The following is an 18270-nucleotide window of genomic DNA, read 5'->3' on the forward strand; positions in this document are numbered from 1 at the left end:
ATACGAACGCAAGGCCGAACACTTCCTGGCCTTCACCGCCATCGCCTGCAGCCTCATCTGCTACCGCAGACTCACCAAATGAGACGACGTCTAAGCTGCCGCTGTCCTGTGTACGAGCGGCTGGGGGCCACGAGAAGCCCGGGGGGGGAAGCGCATGAACAAGTGCACGACATTGAAGGGCAACCCGTGCCGGAACCCCCTGATGGAGTGGTACGGCATCGGCCCTCACCCCGGCGTCTGCAGGCGCCATGCCGCTCCCGAGCAGAAAGCGGCATCCACAGCGGCGCTCGACATCCCGATCGACATCACTACTGCCGACCCCGTCGCGGTGTTTCCGGAGGTGTCCATCACGCCGCAACGACTCATCTGCGACATTTCATTCGGTTGGGTGGCCAAGATCCGCGGCACGAACGAGAAGTACGTGTACGCGCGCACATTCCTCAGCCGCGGCAGCAACCAGCCTTACGGATGGCCGCTCCCGGGGAACGGCCTGTACGAGTGCCGGGAGATCGGCCCGCACGGGAAGTTCTCGGGCTTCTTCGTGGTCAAGGGGATGTTCCGCCGCAGGGTGCAACTGGTGACCCCGGCGCAGGCGGCACGGATGGCCCGCCGGATGGGGCCGCAGCCCTCCGAGTAATCCGGGAACAGGCACTGCGAAGGACACAAGGGGGCGTCTGGTCGTGAACCTGACCGAGCGTACTGCCGTTGAGTTGGCGATCCGCTACGAGCGATCAGAAGGCCGCACAATCACCGATGTCGGTGGTGGCTGGCCTGCGGGACTCATCGGGGAAGTCGGAGAGTGGGTTGAAGGGCGCCACCCTGGCGCTCGCAGCTTCACGTGCGACTTGGTGTCGCGTGAACCGGATGGCAGCATCGCCCGATTGATCGAGGTAAAGGGCAGGGGCGGGCGCAGCACATCGGTTTCGCTCCTTGACCGGCAGCGGGAGGCAATGCTTGGCCTTGGGCCGGACTGGTGGCTGTACGTGGTACTGGACTGCCGGACGACACCGGTCCTGGTCGTGGTCCGGGAGCCGCGCCGGCTGCCATGGGAGCTAATCACTCCCGCTCGTGATCTGCCGGAAGGCCAGTCCCGCGGGGTGAGCGACGAAGGCGTATGGCACACGATGCCGAAAGACGTGCTGGCCTTGGGGGAGCAGATCAGTCTCCCCTGACCTACCTCCTAACCGCATGGATGATGCGTTGTGCTGGCTCTGACCAGCGGCTTTCAGGGGGCGATGCACAAGCGCGACACATCGGAGCGGACACCGTCGACGTCGCTATCAGACCGGCGAGCCGATGCGACGCATGTATTGCCTCGCTGGCCAGTCCTGGTCATCGCTCCAGGCTGTCCGGAGGATGCGATCGGGGGGGCCACGTCTCCAGCGGAAGACCTCGCTCCCAATTCGCCGTCGGGGACCCCGAACTTGCTGCGCAGATCCAACCGGGCTGGTTCCCACCCCGTGGGGCCCAGCCCGGTTGGCTGCTGTCGGTCGGCTACGCGTTGCTGTCCGGGGTTGCCATGCGGTAGGTGCGCGGCCGGTCGCTCACCTGCTCGGCGATGCCGTCCTTGACCAGCTTGTCCAAGGCGTTGGCGATGGCCCCCGAGGACTTCTCGATCACTCGGCTGATCTTGGTGGCGGTGAATGCCCCGTCGGGATGTGCCCGCAGATGGTCGATGACCAGCTGGCGGAGCGCTCCGGGCGCGAGCCGCTTCCTTTCGCCCAGCGGGGTGGCTGCGGTCGCCGTTGCCGTCTTTGGCTGTTCGGGGTTTGACTGCCGGTCGGGTTCGGGTGTGTCCTCGGGCTTCGGGCCGTCGTTGCTGCCGGTGTGGTGTGCGTCGGCTTCTTTCGCGACGTATTCGGCGGGCTGCTTGTCGTCCTGGTGCGAGGTGTCGTGCGGTGCGTCGGCTACCGATGCGATGGTGGCGCTTGCCTCGTCAGCGGTGTTGGATTCCTCGATGTCGGTTGTGGTTGCGGCGGCTGGGGCGCTCTCGTCGTCCGTGTGGCTGGCTTGTGACTCGGACGCGTGGGTGGTGGAAGGTTCCGAGTCAGTGGGCGTGGCGTCCTGCGCACTGGCGCCGTCACTGCTGCTGCTGGTCCAGGGGGCGGGTGCGGCGCGCCAGCGGTCGGGGGTGCGGCGGGGGCCGTCGTGACCGCCGGGGGTGCGGATGGCCAGGCCTTTTTCCTCCAGGGTGACCAGGGCCTTGCCGGTGGTGGAGCGACCCAGGCCGACGGCGAGGGCGAGTTCGGCCGTCGTGGCCCCTTCGTCGTCAGTGAGGGTGACGAGTTTGGCGTAGACGGCGCCGGTGGCGACGCTCAGCTGGGCCAGTGGTTCGGGGTCGGGTACGGCACGCAACGTCTGCGTGCGGTTGGTGGAGTCGTCGGACATGAGGGAGCCTCTCTTCCGTCTGAAGGCGGGTGGGTGAGGTCCCCGGCCAGGGCGGAACCGCAGGGGTGCGGACCGTGGATGTTCGCGGGCGCGTGCGCATCGCGTGTCTCCCGCGCGGACACGGCCATGGCATGGGCGGGTTCACGGATTCCCCGTGGCCCGCCGAGTGCGTCGGCCACGACCATGGACGCTCTGCTCCGGCGGGAAGTCAAGCGGGCAGATCGCTTCCCCATCGGACCAAGTCAGAGGGTCCATACGACCGTTGGATCTGCCCTCGGGTCGGGCGTGTGCCGATCGGCCGAGCGGGGCCTGAACACCCCTTCCAACGGATCCGATCGGCCCGGGGTCTGTGACCGATCGTGTGACAGGCGGCCGGTTCAATCAACGGAGGGCGGTGGTGGGTTGTGATCGCGTGCCAGGAGCTGCTCGCGGATCTGTTGGGCGCGCCGTGGTCCGATGCGCAGATCGGTGCGCAGTCGCCAGACGCTGATCGGTTTCCCGGTGGTGGCGCGTGCTGCCTCGTGCAGCGCGACGGCGCGTGGCCACACGTCGGCGTCTGCCGCCATTTCGTCGATTGGTGGGGGACCGGGCACCAGCGCGGAATGGTCGCGTGTCTCGTGGCCCGTGTCGGGCCGTTCGCGGTTGGTGTCCGTGGTGGCGGGGATGCCGATCGTAACGGGCAAGGGACTGGTTCGGTTGCTTGGGTCTGAGGCGGTGAGTGGATCGGGACGGTCGGTACCGGGAGCGCTGGTCTCCTGGGCCGATCGCGGCGTGCTGAGAGCGGGCGGGGAGTGCTGACCGGTAGGGCTGGTGGTGGCGATCCGTTCCATGAGGTCGGTGATAGTGCGTCGGTAGGCGGCGATCGTTTCTGTCAGGGCGATCAGGAGCAGCGCCGGAGTCAGGTGCAGGAGGACAGCTGCTGGATCGGCCTGGTGGGGCCAGCCGATCTGTCCGTCGGGCCACAGGCTCTCCCAGGAGTTCATGAGAGCGGCGGTGCAGCCGGCGCTCCAGCGCAGCGCGGTCGACCAGGCCGGTGGGCGGATCCCCCAGGAGGCCAGGCGTGCGTCCACGTACAGGACTCCGGCCAGCGCGGTGCCGATCATCGGGTCGAGGAGGATGGCGATGGGCAGCGGGACGTTCCGGCTGGTGGCGAAGCGGGTGACGTTGACGGTGGTGAAGACCAGGGCGAGGAGGCCGACCGCGCACAGCACCCATGTCATGGTGCGCAGCAGGCCGACGGCTTCACGGGCCGCGATCTGCTTCACCGGGCGCCGCTTTCTCGCACCGAGGGCCGTGTCGCGCCTTGGAAGGTGGGGGAGTCGGTGCGGGCGGGGCCTTGGCGGACGACGGCTCCGGGGTGTGGGGCGTCGATGGCCTGCCCGGCGCCTGTGTAGAGGGCGACGTGCGTGATGGCCTGCGGGCTGTTGCCGAAGAACAGCAGGTCGCCCTGGAGTAGTTGTGTGCCCTTGGGGAGGCGGGGGCCCGCGTCGTACTGGGCTTGTGCGACGCGAGGGATGGTGATGCCGGCGGCATGGTAGGCGGCCTGGGTGAGGCCGGAGCAGTCGAAGCCGCCGTCGGCTGGGCCGTCTCCTCCCCATACGTACGGGGTGCCGAGCTGGGCGCGGGCGAAGGCAATCGCCTTGGCGGCGGCTCCGGTTGGGGCGGGGGCGGCGGCCTCGTATCTGTGGGCGATGTTGAGGACCTGGTTCACGTAGGCGTCAGAGTGGTTGTAGCTCCAGATGGCGTGCCGCAGGTCATTGCCGTTCTTCGCGCCGTTGACGCACAGCAGCCGGGCGGCGGCGTAGACGGCGTCCACCGGGTCCCACGGCGTGGGCGGCTCCCTGCCACCCGCCGGCACCGGGTAGGCGTAGGCCTGGAAGGTGGACGGCAGGAACTGCATCGGTCCGACGGCGCCCGCCGAGGAGACCATGTCCGGGTTGCGGGCGTGGTCGGTCTCGACCTTGCCGATCGCAGCGAGGATCGTCCAGGACAGGCCCGGGCACTCGGGGGCGGCGCGCTGGTAAAGGGCGAGCATGTACGCGGGGATGTCCGCCAGCGCCTGTTTGCTCGGTGAGGCTGCCACGCTGCCACCGGAGGACAGCCCGCCCAGCAGGGCAGCGATGGCGAGGGCGGGCAGCATCGGCAGGGCCAGGACCGCGCAGCCGATGCCTGTGGCGGCCTTGGCGAACAGGGAGCTCACGCTCCCACCTCGGGGGCGGGTGGGAGCGGGGGCACGGGGAGGGTGAGGCCGGTGTCGGCGTCGGTCGGTTCCAGTGCGGCAGCCGGGCCGAGCCCCGGCCAGCGGACAGCCAGGTTCGTCAGGGTGGTGCGGCGGGTGTCTCCGGGACCGAGCGGGCTCCACCAGGGGCCCCAGGGCTCGGTAGTGGTGAAGTCCGCGGACGAGGTCGCGACGTGCAGGCTCAGCTCCCGCGCGGGAGCGGCGAGACGGCGCCGCAGCCCTTGGTCGCGGGAGGCGGTGCGGGTGTGGATGAGCAGGGCCGGCCGGGCGCCGGCTGTCGTGGCGAAGGCGGCGTAGCCGGCGAGTTTGGCCTCGACGCGTGCGAGGGCCTGGCTGCCGGTGTCGTATTCGAGGAAGAACGGCAGCATGTGCTCGCCGTCGCGCCAGTGCGCGTAGGCGTCGGGACGGACGAGGTCGCCCCAGCGGCGGGCGCAGGAGCGCTCCGACAGCCAGAGCGGAAGACCGGTTTCAGGGGTGGTGCGGCCATGGGCGGCGAGGAGGGTGAGGAGTTCGTTGACGCCGAGGTCGTGGCCGAGGGAGGGGGAGTAGGCGATGCGGCCGGTGTGGCTGGGGCGCCAGCCGAGGTTGGCGAGGTCGCATCCGGTGTGGGCGGCGAGGACGGCGGCGCCGGCGGGGCCGAGGGTGTAGTGCTCGGGGGCGGAGCCGGTCTGGGTGAGCGGGCGGAAGGAGTCGAGGACGCCGTGCTGGTGCAGGGTGCGCAGGCGGCGCTGGGCGGAGCGCAGGGAGGTGTAGGCGAGGCTGGCGATCTGGTGGGTGGTCAGGACGCGGTGTTCGTGGAGCATCCGTGTCAGCCAGAGGTCGCGGGAGGTGAGGGTACGGGAGAGCGCGGCGACATCGGTGTGGCGGGCCGGGCGTGGCCGGGTGGTGGCGGTACGGGCGGTGTAGCGGGAGCCGGGGCTCATGGCGGGGCGGGGCAGTGCGGGCATGACAGATCACCACAAGGAGGAGACGGAGAACAGGGGTGAGGGCGGGGATCAGGGACGGGTGGCTGGGCGTGGGCCGGTTCGTCCGCCGGCTGCCGCCCGCAGGTCCTTGGCCCGGCCGGGCACCGGGGGTGGCAGGGGGCGGGTGGTGAGGGTGAACGCGGCGGACTCCGCGCCGCCGGTGAGCAGGTGGGCGGCGGCCTGGTAGGGGCCGAGGTGGGCGAGGTCGTGCGCGGCCAGCGTCGGGAGCGTGTGCCGTTCCAGGGCGCCCGCGTCTTCCGGGGAGGCGTTGAAGAAGATCTTGTTGCGGGCGTTGGCGGAGATGCCTTCGCGCAGGTCGCGGGGGAGCTGGGCGAGGTGTTGGTGGGCCAGCAGCATGGACAGGCGGTATCCGCGTGCCTCGGCGAGCATGTCCTCCAGCGGATACGGCAGGGTCAGGAAGTTGTGTGCCTCGTCGATGCTGAGCGTGGCGTCGATCCGGGCGTGTTCGGGTGTGCGGGCGCGGGCGGCGGCGGCCTGCCAGGTGCCGGCGACGATGAACGAGCCCAGTAGCCGGGCGGTCTCCTCCCCGAGCGCTCCCTTGGGCAGGCGGGCGAGGAGGATGCCGCCGTCGAGGACGCTGGCGAGGTCGAAGGTGGAGGGGCCGGCGGCGATGGCGCGGCGGGCGAAGTCACGCAGCAGAAAGGCCCGCAGCTTGTTCATCACCGGGCCGACCACGGCCGCCCGGGAGGGCTCGGACATGGACTCGTACCAGTCCCAGAAGCCGCGCAGCACCGGGTCCTTGAGCGCGGGGATGATGCGCAGCCGGTAGGCGGACTCGCTCAGGAGGCGGGGGACGTCGGCGAGGGTGACCAGCTGGCGGGTGCGCTCTCGGTGTTTGAGCAGGGTCAGGCACGCGGCGCGCATCACGTCGTCGGTGCGTGGTCCCCAGAAGGCGGTGAAGATCCGGCGGAAGATGCCGGTGATGTTGTCTGTGACGACGTCGATGTCCGCGCCGTCGAGGACGTTCAGGCAGGGTGGGGTGTACGGGTCGTCGGGGTCGATGAGGACCAGCCGTTCGGCGCAGGTGTCGGGGAGCCGGTCCAGGAGGTCGGTGACCAGGTCGCCCTTGGGGTCGATGACGATGACGCCGCGGTGGTGGCGTACGTCGTCGAGGACGAGGTTGGCGATGAGGGTGGATTTGCCGGAGCCGGTCGCGCCCATGACATGGAGGTGGTGGCGGGCGTCGGTGACCGGGAGGCCGACGCGGCGGCGGGCACCGGAGTCGGCGACACCGAGGGGCTTGACCCCGTTGCCGGGCGCGGGTTCGGGGACGGAAGGCGGGGGCAGCACGGAGCGGGCTCCGGCCCGCTGGAGGCCGGGCGCGTCCGCGTCGGCGGGAAGGTGGGCCAGAGCGGCGAGTTCCGGCACCGACAGCAGCGCCGGCCGAGCGAACGGGAAACACCGGCCGCTCAGATGCGGCTCGGGATGACGCAGGCGGGTCCGCACGAGGTAGTTGCGGTCGGCATACAGGCCGAACGCGGACGCGAGCGCGTGCGCCCGGCCGCGCGCCACGTCCTCGGCACGCTCGGCTTTGGTGGAGCAAGTGGCGGCGTAGGTGAGGACGCACTGCCACTGCGGGCCGGAGAGCTTCGTGGCCGATTGACGTACAGCGGCGCCGTGTTCGGGGTCCTGTTTGCCGGTGGCGGCGGGCTGGGTGCGGTGGAGGAGGAACACGGCCAGGGCGAGCGGCCGGGCGGGCGTGTGGCCAGCTTTCAGCCGTCGGGCCTGGCGGCGGGCCCTGCGCCATGCGCTGCCGGTGGCGGGGCGGGCCAGGATCTGGACGCACGCGGTCTCGTCTTCGCTCATGCCGGTGGCGGCCTGGAGCAGCGCCCGAAGTGGGTCGCTGTTGTGGTCGGTGCGTAGCGGCATCACGTCGGGACGGGCGGAGCGCAGGCGCCCGGCGGTCACGGTGTGGCCGGGCGGGAGGAGCGGAGCGGGCTCGGTGACGCGGGTGTGGGCGCCGGGCCAGGCGGCCTCGACGGCGCGGCGTACCAGGCCCAGCGGCACGGTTCCGGGCAGCCACAGCCGGATGGACAGCCCGGTGTGGGACCAGGTGTATTCGAAGGCGAGGTGGGGCTGGCCGGTGGCAATCCGGCGCCACCAGGGGCGCAGGAGACCGGCGAGCTGGGCCCACAGCACTTCACCGCCCCGGGGCGCGACCGTGGGCGGCGCGAGGATTTCCACGCAGCGTGCGCTCTGGGCGAGGCGTCGCTCGTGCCACAGGCGCACGCGATACCTCAGCGCCGAACCACTGGCTGCGGCGACAGCCGCGCACGGAGCCAGGACGGGAGCGTGGACCCCGAGCCAGCCGACGCCGTGGCCGCTGATCGTGATCCAGAAACCGCCTGGGTCAGTAAGGAAATCCACCAGGGGCCCGCCCGGCGTTGAGGTGGCGTATGGGAGGTGCGCCGTCATGACTCCCATCCCGCCTCGTCACCAGAGGCGTCATCGGCATCGGGATCCTCGCCTGCCAGATAGCGGGATGCGAGTTCGCCCGGATCCGTCGTGATCACTTCGTGCTCGCCCGGTGCCGCGACGCTGATCAGCGCCACCTTGTGGCGGCGGTCCCCGGTCAGCAGCAGGGCCTCGCCGCGTGTCGCGGTGAGCAGGAATTCCCGCTCGCCGTGGCAGAGATGGAAGTTGTCGTTGATGGTGTCGATGGCTTGCGGGGCCTGGCGGAGCAGGATCTGGGTGGCCGCGTTGGAGACGATGGCCCGCCCGAGCGGGGAGGCGAGGACGTCGTCGGCATCCTGGGTCACCAGCGCAAGGCCGGTCCAGCGTTTACGGGCGGCCTTGGCCATGCGGAACAGGAAGCCGGCGCCGGCGCCGTCGCGCATCAGCAGCCACGCCTCGTCCACCACGACCAGGTGCCGGCCCGGTCGTGTTCGGTGAGTGACCTGCCGCCAGATCGCGTCCAGCGCGAGCAGCATGGCCGGTCCCTTGACCTCTTCGGGTAGCTGACGCAGCGCGAACACGACGAGGTGCCCGGTGGTGGAGGCGGTGCTGTGGCCGTTGAACAGCTGTGCGTGCGAGCCGGTGGTGAACGGTGTGAGCCGGTTGGCGAGATCAGATGCCGCTTCGCTTCCGTCCTCAGCCAGGACGGTGCCGAGGTCGGCGAGGGTCGGCGGGGTGCGCTGCCAGGTGTGGGGGTCTGTGGTGATCCCGGCGCGTGTGTAGGTGGCGAGAATGGCGCGGTCCAGGACTGCCTTCTCGGCCGCGGTCAGGTCGCTGGTCAGCAGGACGGCGAGGAAGGTGTGCAGGAACAGCACGCGCCGCGTCAGGACATCCTCGTTGCTATCCGTTGCTGCGGGGAGGTCGAAGGGGTTGAGGCGTACGCCGTCGGCGCCGAGCGCGATGACGCGCCCGCCGACGGTTTCGGCGAGTCGGACGTACTCGTCCTCCGGATCGATGACCGAGGCAGTCACGCCTGTGAACAGCAGCCGCAGCAGTTCCAGTTTGGTCAGGTAGGACTTCCCGGCGCCGGAGCGGGCCAGAGTGATGGAGTTGTAGTTGTCCTGCGCGAAGCGGTCCCACAGCACGGGCGCTCCGGAGACCGCATTGAGACCGTAGAGCACCCCCGAGGCGATGCCGTCCTGGTCGGTGGTGATCGGCAGATCTGGGCTGGTGAAGGGGAAGCAGGCGGCGAGCGCGGCGGTGTCGAAGGTACGGCGGATCTTGAGCGTGTCGATGCCCAGGGGGAGGGTCGCGAGCCAGCCGGGCAGGGCCCGGTAGGTGGCGGGGGCGATGGTCATGAGCAGGGACTCGGCGATAGCCCGAACGGCGGCGGCCTGCTCTGCCAGGCTGTCCTCGTCCGGGGCATGCACGGTCAGGTAGAGGGCGACATGGAAGAGCTTTCCCTCGCCCCGGGCGATCCGGTAGGCGAGTTCAGCGGCATCTGCTGCGGCGGCCTCCACCTCGGGATCGTCCAGGTGGCCCTTGTCGAAGCCGGTGCGGCGGCCGGACTCCAGGCGGGCCCGCTGCTTCTTCAGCCCGGCAGCGGCGACTGCGTTGGGTACGGGCTCGATGTGCAGGGCGATGTCGAGGTGGCCGGGGAAGTTCAGCAGTGGTGCGAGCCAGCCGGGGGTGACCTCGGCCGGGTAGCCGGTGACCACCAGCGTGGTGGCCACGTGCGCGCCGATGGCCAGGGCACGAGCATGCACCTCGATTGCCTCGGGACCTGCCACATCCAGCAGGTGGGCGCCGTCAACCGTCGGTGCGTCGGCAGCGACGCGCCGGGGACGGTAGCGAAGCCGGGTCATACGAGGTCACCTTCCGATCCGTCCTCGATCGGGGTGGGGGTGTCCGGGTTGCTGGCCGCTCGGAGCAGCTCGGCGCTTTGCTCGGCGTCCAGTGGCGTGACGGTGATCTCCGCGGTGGTCAGCGCGTGGGCAGCCTCGGCCACGCGCTGACGCACCCGCCCTTCGCCCGCGTGGCCTCGCATTCCCGGTGCTGCGGCTTCTTCGCGGGCGACCAGCACGATCTGCCGGCCGAGCAGGTTGCCGCCGCCGGCGAGGTCGGCGAGGAAGTCGGCGTGCGCGCGGGCGGCGCGTTCCAGCGCGGGGTGCGGTAGTGCGGCGGCGTCCTGTTGCAGGGTGTCGGCGAGTGGGGCGAGGTTGATGCGGTGGCAGCGCACCAGCAGCTGGGTGGGTCCGGTCAGTGAGTTGAGCCAGCGGGCGAACGCTGCGGTCAGGCTCTGCTGCTCGGCAGGTGAGCGCAGTTCGAAGTTGACCGTGGAGCAGGTGGCCAGGGCCGCCTTTCCCTCACGGTGCAGGTCGAGCACTGCGTCAGCGGTGATGCCGTTGTACGGCATGCGCATTGGGGCCGGAGGCGGGCCTGCGGCTGTGGCCCAGCGGCCGGGAACGGTTGTTGGCAGGGGTGGCACGCCTTCGGGGGCGTGTACCTGGCGTTTCGGCGCGCGGGCGTGGGCGAGCGCGCAGAGTAGGAAGCGGTCGAGGCCGATTCCCTCTCGGCGGCCGACTACGAGGGCGGCTACTGCCCCGGCGATCGGGATGACGAGGACCGCGTACGCGAGCGGTGTCATGAAGGGGCGTGTGGCCCACCAGCCGCCGTACAGCACGAGCGCCGCGATCGCGAGGATGGCCGTCTGCCGGGCGGTGAAGGGACCCAAAAGGCGGTCGGGGCGGGAGATGTCGGCCGGAATGCGGGCGGTGGTGTAGGGGGCGTCTGCCGCCTCATCGGATGGATGCATACGGGGTTACCTCTGTGGTGGTTCGAGGGGCAGGCGCAGCTGCATGGGGCGCGGCGGCCGGACGTGGACGCGGCGGGCGGGAATGGGCAAGGCCAGCTGGCGCGATCGGGCGGCGCGGGCCGGCCGAACCACTGGCGGTGGCGCGGGCACGGTGCGGGCCACTGGCGCAGACGCAGCGGGCGCAGCGCGGGCGGCTGGGGACGATGCCGAGGCGCGCTCGGCGTGGATGGGCAGCCACAGTTGGGTGGGCCTCGGCGGTCGGGTGGGAGTGCGTGGGGCGGCGACGGGCAGCGCCAGTTGTCGGGTCTGGCGGGCCTGGGCGGGGTGGAGCACAGCGCGGGGACCTCTCGGTGTACGGACGGGAGAAGCCGCCCCGGGCCCGCGGCGCTGGGCAGCCTCGCCCGGTCGGGCAACGGGGCCAGGAGCGCCGGCTGCGGCGGAAGCCGGATGCGCACCAGCGCCGCCGACGCGGCCCGTGCCTGGCCCGGCTGGTGCACCGGGGGAGTGAGCCGTTGCTCCCCGGTGGCCAACGGGATGAGTGAGGACCGCTCGGCCGCGGGCCAGCAGGCCCCTGCCCCGCCCTCGCACACCCCCATGCCCGGATCCTGCGGCGGGCGGTCGGCCCCCACGGGGGCCACCTCCGCCCCGTCCCGGACGGCCACCACCGCCACCTCCGCCACCGCCGGGCCTGCCATGGCCCAGAGGCGATCCGGCGCCCCCACCGCCGCCCGGGCGGCGACGCAGCAGGTTCATACCCGGCAGGTAGTGGTCCATGAGTCGGTACATCGCCAAGTGCCTGAGCATCCGCAGCCCGGTGGGTGCGTGCGGATGGTGCACGGGGGTGCCGCGCAGGACGACCTGCAGCGTCCAGCCGGGAATCTTGAACAGTGCCCAGAAGAGGGCCACTCCGGCGAGCATCGTGCCCAGCTGGTCGGATTTGGGGATGCCCAGGGCGGTGGTGCCGGGGGCGAAGAACAGCTTCAAAGCGAGGATGAACGTCATCGACTGGGCGACCTGGATGGTCAGGCATCCGGCCAGACCCCGCCACCACAGACGGGCGACCGGATCGGTCAGCGGATGGGCGTGACACGCCAGCATCAGCGGCGCAAAGGCGGCCAGGAGCGCCATCACCGCGACGCGGACCATGAAGCCGATCAGCACCGCGAGCGCCAGCGCCGTTGTCACGATCGCCAGGATGAGCAGGTACAGCTGCAGCCCTGGAGCGCCGAACAACACGAAGGGCAGGACGCGTTCGACCATGCCCTGCCCGGCGTCCGCCATGTCGGTGGCCATGATCGCGTGGGCGAGGGCATTGGACAGGCTGATCGCCTTGCCCATCACGGTCAGCGACGAAGCCGCCGCAACCATCCCCAATAGCAGGCGCGGGGCGATCTGCTGCAGGGAGTAGCGGTTCTGTACGGTCTCGTAGCCCATGACCGTGATGCCGCCCGCGCTCACGAACAGCACGTAGATCCCGGCGGTGATACTCAGCATCCAGGTCCACAGCCGCTTGATGTCGGCGTGCTTGGTGACATCGGGGGTGGCCAGCAAGGTGTCGGCGAGGAACTCGCGGGCTGGCTTCATGATCTGCTCGATCAGCGTGCCGAGGAACGAGGTGACCGCGTTCATGATCACGCCGGGGATGTCGAGGAAGCCCCAGCCGGTCGCCTTGTCGCATCCGACGCCAGCGGCCTCGCACGCCGAAGGGCTGGCTCCCGGAGTCGGCTCGGGGGAGGCGTGCAGTTTCGGTTTCGGCGCGGGGTGGCCCGGAGGTGGCGTGGCTCCGGGTGTGGGATCCGGCCTCGGTCCGGGCTCAGGCGCGGGAGAAGAAGCTTCGGGGCCGGGCGCGGGCTGCGGTTCGGGTTGAGGCGGACCCGGGGCTGCCGGGGCGAAGGCAACCGTACTCATGGCATACGCGGAGTCCGTCTGGGCAAGCGGAACCACGCCGAGAGCAGCCAGGAACAACAGCGGCAAGGCACGGCCCGAATGCCGGATGCGCATCACCGCTTGCCCTCGCCCGCACCGACGATGCCCTGCAGCACCGTCACAATCACCGGGGCCAGGATCGCCAGCCCGTACCCGATCGCTGCAGCCTTCAACCCGCGCTTGGCGGCCTCTACTTCACCGGGATCGCCGCCGGCCATCAGGTAGCGCAGCCCGCCGAAGGTCAGGAACAGGGTGGCGAGCCCGGCGAGGATGCCAATGATCCAGTTCCGCAGATTCGTGATGACGGTCGGGATGTCCGCGACTGCCCACACGTACGGCGGATCCACCAACAGCGCCCAAGCGGTGCAGGCCGCGACGAACCCCAGCCGGAAGAACCACCGGCCGAGGCACCGGACCACCGGCCGGTACGGCCGACGGAGCCTTGCGAACATGGCAGCAAACCTCCAAGGGCACACAGCCGGACAGGACGGAAACCGGTGGGAGGAGAGAGAGCGCCCGGAGGCACGGGAGACGCAGGCCCGCGGTGAGCAGAACCCTGGGCCCGGGGCCGGCCTCCTTCGAGGTGCGACGGAACGGGTTTCTCGGGTGTCAGCACGAGACGGTCGTGCTCACCGCGCGCCGTGCGGCGCCCGGCCCGGGGCGTCGGCCGCCGCCCCGGAGCTGAGCTGGCGGCTTCGTCCGAAGCCGGGCTGGGCCGCCGTCACTCGTGAATAGAGGCGTCGCTGGCTGGAATTGACATCCAGCCATCGGGGTTCACCCAATCGGGCGCCCTACAGGCTCTCGAGCCGGCGTCGCAAATATGCGGTCAAGTGCTGCTCGGCGGCGCTGCGGTGACGGTAGAGCTGGCGCACGCTCACCCCGCGCTCGGCCGCGAGCTGGCTCATGGGTTCGCCATCGAGGCGGGTACGGGCGATCAGGCGCGCCTCCGCCACGTCGACAACACGGGCTTGTACGGCTCGGGCCAGCACCGTTAGCTCGTCCACCGGCTCACCGTGATCCGCCTGGGACGTGGAGCACAGGTGGTCGAGCGGAACGGCATGCGCGCCGGTTTCGCGGGTGGCGTGGCGGCGTGCTGCGTACACCAGCCGGTGCACGGCGCGGTCGGCGGCGCTGAACAGTTCCCGGTCCAGCCGCTCCACGCCGGGGTCCACCGTGCGCAGGGCCGTGGCGACGGCGGCCAGCGCCTCCTGCTCGGCCTCGGCACGCTCCAGATGGACGGGGCGGCCGAGCCGGGCAAGCATCCGGCGCAGCACCGGCACGGTCATGGCCACGGCGACCACATCCCACGGTTCGCCGAGGGCGTTGGCTCGCCGGACCACCTCGCGCCAGGTCTGCTCGCGCAAGTCGGCGCGGGTGGAGGGGTGGGCCAGGTGAGTGCGGATCCGGTCGACCGGCCAGGCCGCACGGTCGGGTTCGTCGCAGACCAGGTGCGCGGGCAAGGTGAGGGGCTCGGCCCCATGGGCCAGGGCGAGGAACGTCTGTTCCAGCTCTCCGAGCGGGGAACGCAGGGTCCTCTCCCGGTGGGCGGTGGGACGGTAGGCGGGGTGACGGTGGTGCATGGCGCATCTCCCGTGACGGTGTGGACGACTTCCGCCGCCACCCCTCCCAGGCCCCCGTGTCACCCTCGGCCCACCCACACGCCAGTGCCGCGTCACCGCCGGTCGAATGGACCGGCCTGTGCGATGGCTTGGCTCTGTTGCTGCCGGGAGGGGCTGGGACGCCGCCTCAGACGGAGCAGTGCGATTCGAACACGGAACTTTTCGGCCACGATCTGATCGCCGTCATGGGGCTCACCCTCGGTGGTTCGGTAGTGGCTCGCAGATGGCACGCGACTGGCTCGCACGGAAGGTCACCTGCGTCAACGCGATACCCGCCGAGGACGGGCCGCGGTGCCCGCCGCGCACGCGGAGCGACCGCTAAGGAGATCGAACACCCATAAGGCAATGGCGAAGATCAGCCAGCGCGTCCCTATTACCCACGTCAGCACGAGCACGGCCGGACCCCTCTCCCGGGCGCCGCTCAGCCCATGCCGAACCCCATTGCTCGCCGCCGTCGTACCGCCCACCTGCTGCCGACGACCGTATGGCTCCCCGCCCCGGACGAGCCCAACGCCGCTCCCATCCCGGGCGCAGTACTGCCCGCCTGGGCCCTCGACAAGATCCGCACCGACTTCGTCGGCCGCCCCGCCGACCGGCCCGCCCCACTCCTCAAGATCGCCATCCGGGACACGGCACCGGGCATGGACGCCCGCATCCCCACCACCCCCTTCACCACCCCGACCGACCACGAGGACGGCGCGAAGAAGCCCTTCCTCCTGCTGGCCGAACTCCACCCCGACACCCTCCCCGTTCCCACCGACGACCTGCCGTCCGACCCAAGCGGGCTGCCCAGTGCACTTGAGGACAGCTGGCCCGACTTCTTCCACCGCGCCCACCGACTCCTCCCCGACTACGGACTTCTGCTGCTCGCCACCCGCCAGCGCCGGCAGGCCGGTCACCTCACCGATCCGCTGGGGACACTGATCGCTTCCGCCCGCACCGCCGGCTTCCGCTACCTCCAGCACATCGTCGTCGCCTACGCCCACCCGGTCGGCGACCACCTTGTCCCCGTCGTTCCCGCGGACATCTCCCGTGGCGTCGCGCACTGCGACCTGATCGCCCTGTCCACGATCCGCCACGCCTAGACCAGGGAAACAGGAGACACCGCCGTGTCCATCCCCCTCTCGGTGTGGAACACCGCTCCCACCTCCGCCCCAGCGCAGCGCAAGGGCCGCTACGTGCCCGGCTCGGCCGCCCACCCCGCCAAGATGCTCCCGCTGATCGCCGCCCACGCCATCGCCACCTACACCCGCCCCGGCGACCTGGTCCTCGACCCGATGTGCGGCATCGGCACCACCCTCGTCGAAGCCATCCACCTCGGCCGCAGTGCCCTCGGCGTCGAATACGAACTGAAATGGGCCGATCTCGCACGCCTCAACGCTGCCTCCGCCACCCGGGAACATGGCACCAGCGCCGGCGTCGTGTACTGCGGCGACGCCCGAAAACTCACCCAGCTCATCCCCGCCGCCCTCCACGGCGAGGTGGACCTCGTAGTCACCTCACCGCCGTACGGAAGCTCCGTGCACGGGCAGGTCCGCTCCACCCGCGAGACCGGCGAACGCGGTGTGGTCAAGAGGGACTACCGATACAGCCACGACCCCTCCAACCTCGCCCATGTCACCACCGACCGGCTCCTGGACGCCTTCACCGAGATCCTCGCCCAGTGCCGTTTGATGCTGCGGCCTGGCGGCACCGTCGTGGTCACTACCCGCCCGTGGCGCGAACGCGGCGAACTCATCGACTTGCCTTCGGCAGTCCTCGCCGCCGGGAAAGCCGCCGGACTCACTCCCACCGAACGCTGCGTGGCTCTCCTCGCGGGCATCCGCGACAGCCGTCTGATCATCAGGCCGTCGTTCTTCCAGATGAAGAACGTCCGCGACGCTCGCCGCCAGGGCATCCCGCTCGCGGTGATCCAGCACGAGGACGTCCTCATCTTCGCCAAGCAGGTCACCCCGAACAGAGGGTGCGAGGGCACGTTGAGGTTGAGCAGGCCACGGTGCGGAAGCCGAGCGGCCCGGTCACACGCCATCGAAGGCGTTTGTCGTTTCTGTACCCACAGAACGCAAGCTGGTTGTGGCCGCCACTGACCCGTCTGACGGACCGACCACAACTCGTTGAGGCAATTCTGCTGCCCAGCAATCGGTGGATCGCCAGGCCCCAAACGACCTTCTGAGTCAGTCAGACCACAACCGCTGCCGGTTGGACGGGCCGCTACTGTGGCTTAGCTTGGCGTTTAACCTCCGCCGTTCACCTGACCTGCTGATCTTGGTTTGTTCCCGGGACAGCAGGGCGGCCGTTCTTCACGCTTCGAGGTGTCGAGCAACGTCGCGTGAAGGAACGGCCGCTGGTGAAGAGTCTCGCCGCTGAACAGTCCGTTGACGCCGCGTTGGGCGTCCTGTCCCACTTTCGTGTCGGGTTCTACGACTGCCTCTACACCCGGGCGGATGTGCTCTTCGAGCTCACCGACGCGGTGCTGTGCTCGGACGGCCCGGTGACGTCGCTGGTCGAGTTGACGCTCACGGCCGAGCACCGGCGTGGGCACGGAGCGATGTACGACGCGGTCAATCATGGCTGGCTGGAGCCGCGGCGCCTGCGCAGGCTGCTTGCCTCCACGCCGCTGCCGCGTGCCGCCGACGGGCGGATCGTGCTCGCGGTGGATGTGAGCAACTGGCTGCGTCCCGACGCCCCCACCAGCCCGGAGCTGCTGTTCTGCCACGTCTACGGGCGGGGCCGCAGCGCGGATCAGTTCATCCCCGGCTGGCCCTACTCCTTCGTCGCCGCGCTGGAGACGGGACGCACGTCCTGGACGGCCATACTGGACGCGATCCGGCTGGGGCCGTGTGACGATGCCACCGAGGTGACCGCCACCCAGCTGCGCGAGGTGGTCACCCGGCTGGTGCACGCCGGGCAGTGGCGGCCGGGCGACGCGGACATCCTCGTCGTCATGGACACCGGCTACGACGTCACCCGCCTCGCCTACGTCCTGGCCGACCTGCCCGTCGAGCTGGTCGGCCGGCTCCGGTCGGACCGGGTCATGCTCCGGGATGCCGGCCCGCGCCGCTCCACCCCGCGTGGCGGACAGCCCCGCAAGCACGGTGGCGTCCTCACCTTCTCCAAGCCGGAGTCCTGGCACACCCCCGACCAGGCCACGACGTGCGGCACCACCCGCTACGGCACGGCCGAAGCCCTCGCCTGGGACCGGATGCACCCCCGCCTGCAGGCCCGTGGCCCCTGGCTCGACCACTGCGGTGAACTCCCCTTGATCCACGGCACGTTGGTCCGGTTGAAGGTCGAGTACCTGCCCGGTGACCGTGACCCGAAGCCGGTGTGGCTGTGGTCCTCGCGCACCGGGATGACCGGCGCAGACGTCGATGTGCGCTGGCAGGCGTTCCTCCGCAGATTCGATCTTGAACACACCTTCCGGCTGTTCAAACAGACCCTGGGCTGGACCGTCCCCAAGGTCCGCGATCCGCACACGGCCGACCTGTGGACGTGGCTGATCATCGCCGCCCACACCCAACTCCGCCTCGCCCGTCCCCTCGCCGAGGACCTGCGCCGGCCCTGGGAACGGCCCAGCGAGCCACGTCGGCTTACCCCGGCCCGAGTCCGCCGGGGGTTCCGCCACCTCCGCGTGAAGACCGCTCGTCCCGCCAGCGTGCCCAGACCCTCCAAGCCCGGACCCGGACGCCCACCCGGCTCGAAGAACCGCAGGTCAGCCCCACGTCACGAGCCCGGGAAGACCGTGAAACGAATCGAAACCCTCACCGAACATGTGCGCCTGAAACAGCAGCGAGGTTAATGATCAAGGTTAGAGGTCCTAACAAAGGCGTCGGACGTGTCTGTAGGTGATGAGACATGTAGCGAGCCCGAGGAAGGCTTCATGGATGTCGTCCCGTCGCTCCC

General features: G+C 70.4%; 15 protein-coding genes. 5 read left to right on the forward strand and 10 right to left on the reverse strand.

The annotated features are described in order from the left end of the window. The first annotated feature begins 154 nt into the window (after window positions 1-154). On the forward strand, window positions 155-637 hold the full coding sequence (locus ABT288_RS45020; RefSeq protein ID WP_351621360.1) for a hypothetical protein: 483 nt from the start codon (window positions 155-157) through the stop codon (window positions 635-637). Between the two features lie 43 nt (window positions 638-680). Then, entirely contained in the window at window positions 681-1172 is a 492-nt protein-coding gene (locus ABT288_RS45025; RefSeq protein WP_351621362.1) for a protein NO VEIN domain-containing protein, read from the forward strand. Between the two features lie 322 nt (window positions 1173-1494). Here the strand turns inward: ABT288_RS45025 and ABT288_RS45030 are convergent, their stop codons facing one another. The 10 genes from ABT288_RS45030 to ABT288_RS45075 form a co-directional block, all read right to left on the reverse strand. After that, window positions 1495-2388, reverse strand: coding sequence for a hypothetical protein (locus tag ABT288_RS45030; protein WP_351621365.1), 894 nt, complete (start codon window positions 2386-2388; stop codon window positions 1495-1497). A 377-nt stretch (window positions 2389-2765) separates the two neighbouring features. Further along, complete coding sequence (locus tag ABT288_RS45035) at window positions 2766-3653, reverse strand: extensin (RefSeq protein WP_351621368.1); 888 nt, start codon at window positions 3651-3653, stop codon at window positions 2766-2768. Next, window positions 3650-4588, reverse strand: a complete 939-nt coding sequence (locus ABT288_RS45040) for a C40 family peptidase (RefSeq protein ID WP_351621371.1) — start codon at window positions 4586-4588, stop codon at window positions 3650-3652. Before ABT288_RS45040 ends, ABT288_RS45035 begins: the two co-directional genes overlap by 4 nt. After that, window positions 4585-5574 carry a replication-relaxation family protein gene (locus tag ABT288_RS45045; RefSeq protein WP_351621374.1) on the reverse strand — a complete coding sequence of 330 codons (990 nt, stop codon included), beginning with the start codon at window positions 5572-5574 and terminating at the stop codon, window positions 4585-4587. The genes ABT288_RS45040 and ABT288_RS45045 overlap by 4 nt, the downstream gene beginning before the upstream one ends. 48 nt (window positions 5575-5622) lie before the next feature. Next, window positions 5623-8028 carry a type IV secretory system conjugative DNA transfer family protein gene (locus tag ABT288_RS45050; RefSeq protein WP_351621377.1) on the reverse strand — a complete coding sequence of 802 codons (2406 nt, stop codon included), beginning with the start codon at window positions 8026-8028 and terminating at the stop codon, window positions 5623-5625. Then, window positions 8025-9872, reverse strand: a complete 1848-nt coding sequence (locus ABT288_RS45055; RefSeq protein WP_351621380.1) for a VirB4 family type IV secretion system protein — start codon at window positions 9870-9872, stop codon at window positions 8025-8027. Before ABT288_RS45055 ends, ABT288_RS45050 begins: the two co-directional genes overlap by 4 nt. Beyond that, the gene (locus ABT288_RS45060) at window positions 9869-10822 is read right to left on the reverse strand and encodes a PrgI family protein (protein ID WP_351621383.1); all 954 of its coding nucleotides are present in this window, start codon (window positions 10820-10822) and stop codon (window positions 9869-9871) included. Before ABT288_RS45060 ends, ABT288_RS45055 begins: the two co-directional genes overlap by 4 nt. A 6-nt stretch (window positions 10823-10828) precedes the next feature. Then, window positions 10829-12451, reverse strand: coding sequence for a TrbL/VirB6 family protein (locus tag ABT288_RS45065; protein WP_351621397.1), 1623 nt, complete (start codon window positions 12449-12451; stop codon window positions 10829-10831). 371 nt (window positions 12452-12822) lie between these two features. Beyond that, window positions 12823-13200 (reverse strand): pilin, encoded by a 378-nt coding sequence (locus ABT288_RS45070; protein ID WP_351621386.1) that lies wholly within the window; start codon window positions 13198-13200, stop codon window positions 12823-12825. Between the two features lie 339 nt (window positions 13201-13539). Beyond that, window positions 13540-14328, reverse strand: a complete 789-nt coding sequence (locus ABT288_RS45075; protein ID WP_351621389.1) for a hypothetical protein — start codon at window positions 14326-14328, stop codon at window positions 13540-13542. Between the two features lie 467 nt (window positions 14329-14795). On the opposite strand from ABT288_RS45075, the gene ABT288_RS45080 reads away from it, so the two are divergent. From ABT288_RS45080 to ABT288_RS45090, 3 genes are all read left to right on the forward strand, one after another. Beyond that, window positions 14796-15452 carry a hypothetical protein gene (locus ABT288_RS45080; protein ID WP_351621392.1) on the forward strand — a complete coding sequence of 219 codons (657 nt, stop codon included), beginning with the start codon at window positions 14796-14798 and terminating at the stop codon, window positions 15450-15452. Window positions 15453-15476: 24 nt separating this feature from the next. Further along, complete coding sequence (locus ABT288_RS45085; protein WP_351621395.1) at window positions 15477-16454, forward strand: TRM11 family SAM-dependent methyltransferase; 978 nt, start codon at window positions 15477-15479, stop codon at window positions 16452-16454. A gap of 260 nt (window positions 16455-16714) precedes the next feature. Further along, window positions 16715-18166, forward strand: a complete 1452-nt coding sequence (locus tag ABT288_RS45090) for an NF041680 family putative transposase (RefSeq protein ID WP_502972992.1) — start codon at window positions 16715-16717, stop codon at window positions 18164-18166. The last annotated feature ends 104 nt before the right edge of the window (window positions 18167-18270 follow it).

Source organism: Streptomyces sp. NPDC001093, assembly GCF_040298985.1.
GTDB lineage: Bacteria > Actinomycetota > Actinomycetes > Streptomycetales > Streptomycetaceae > Streptomyces.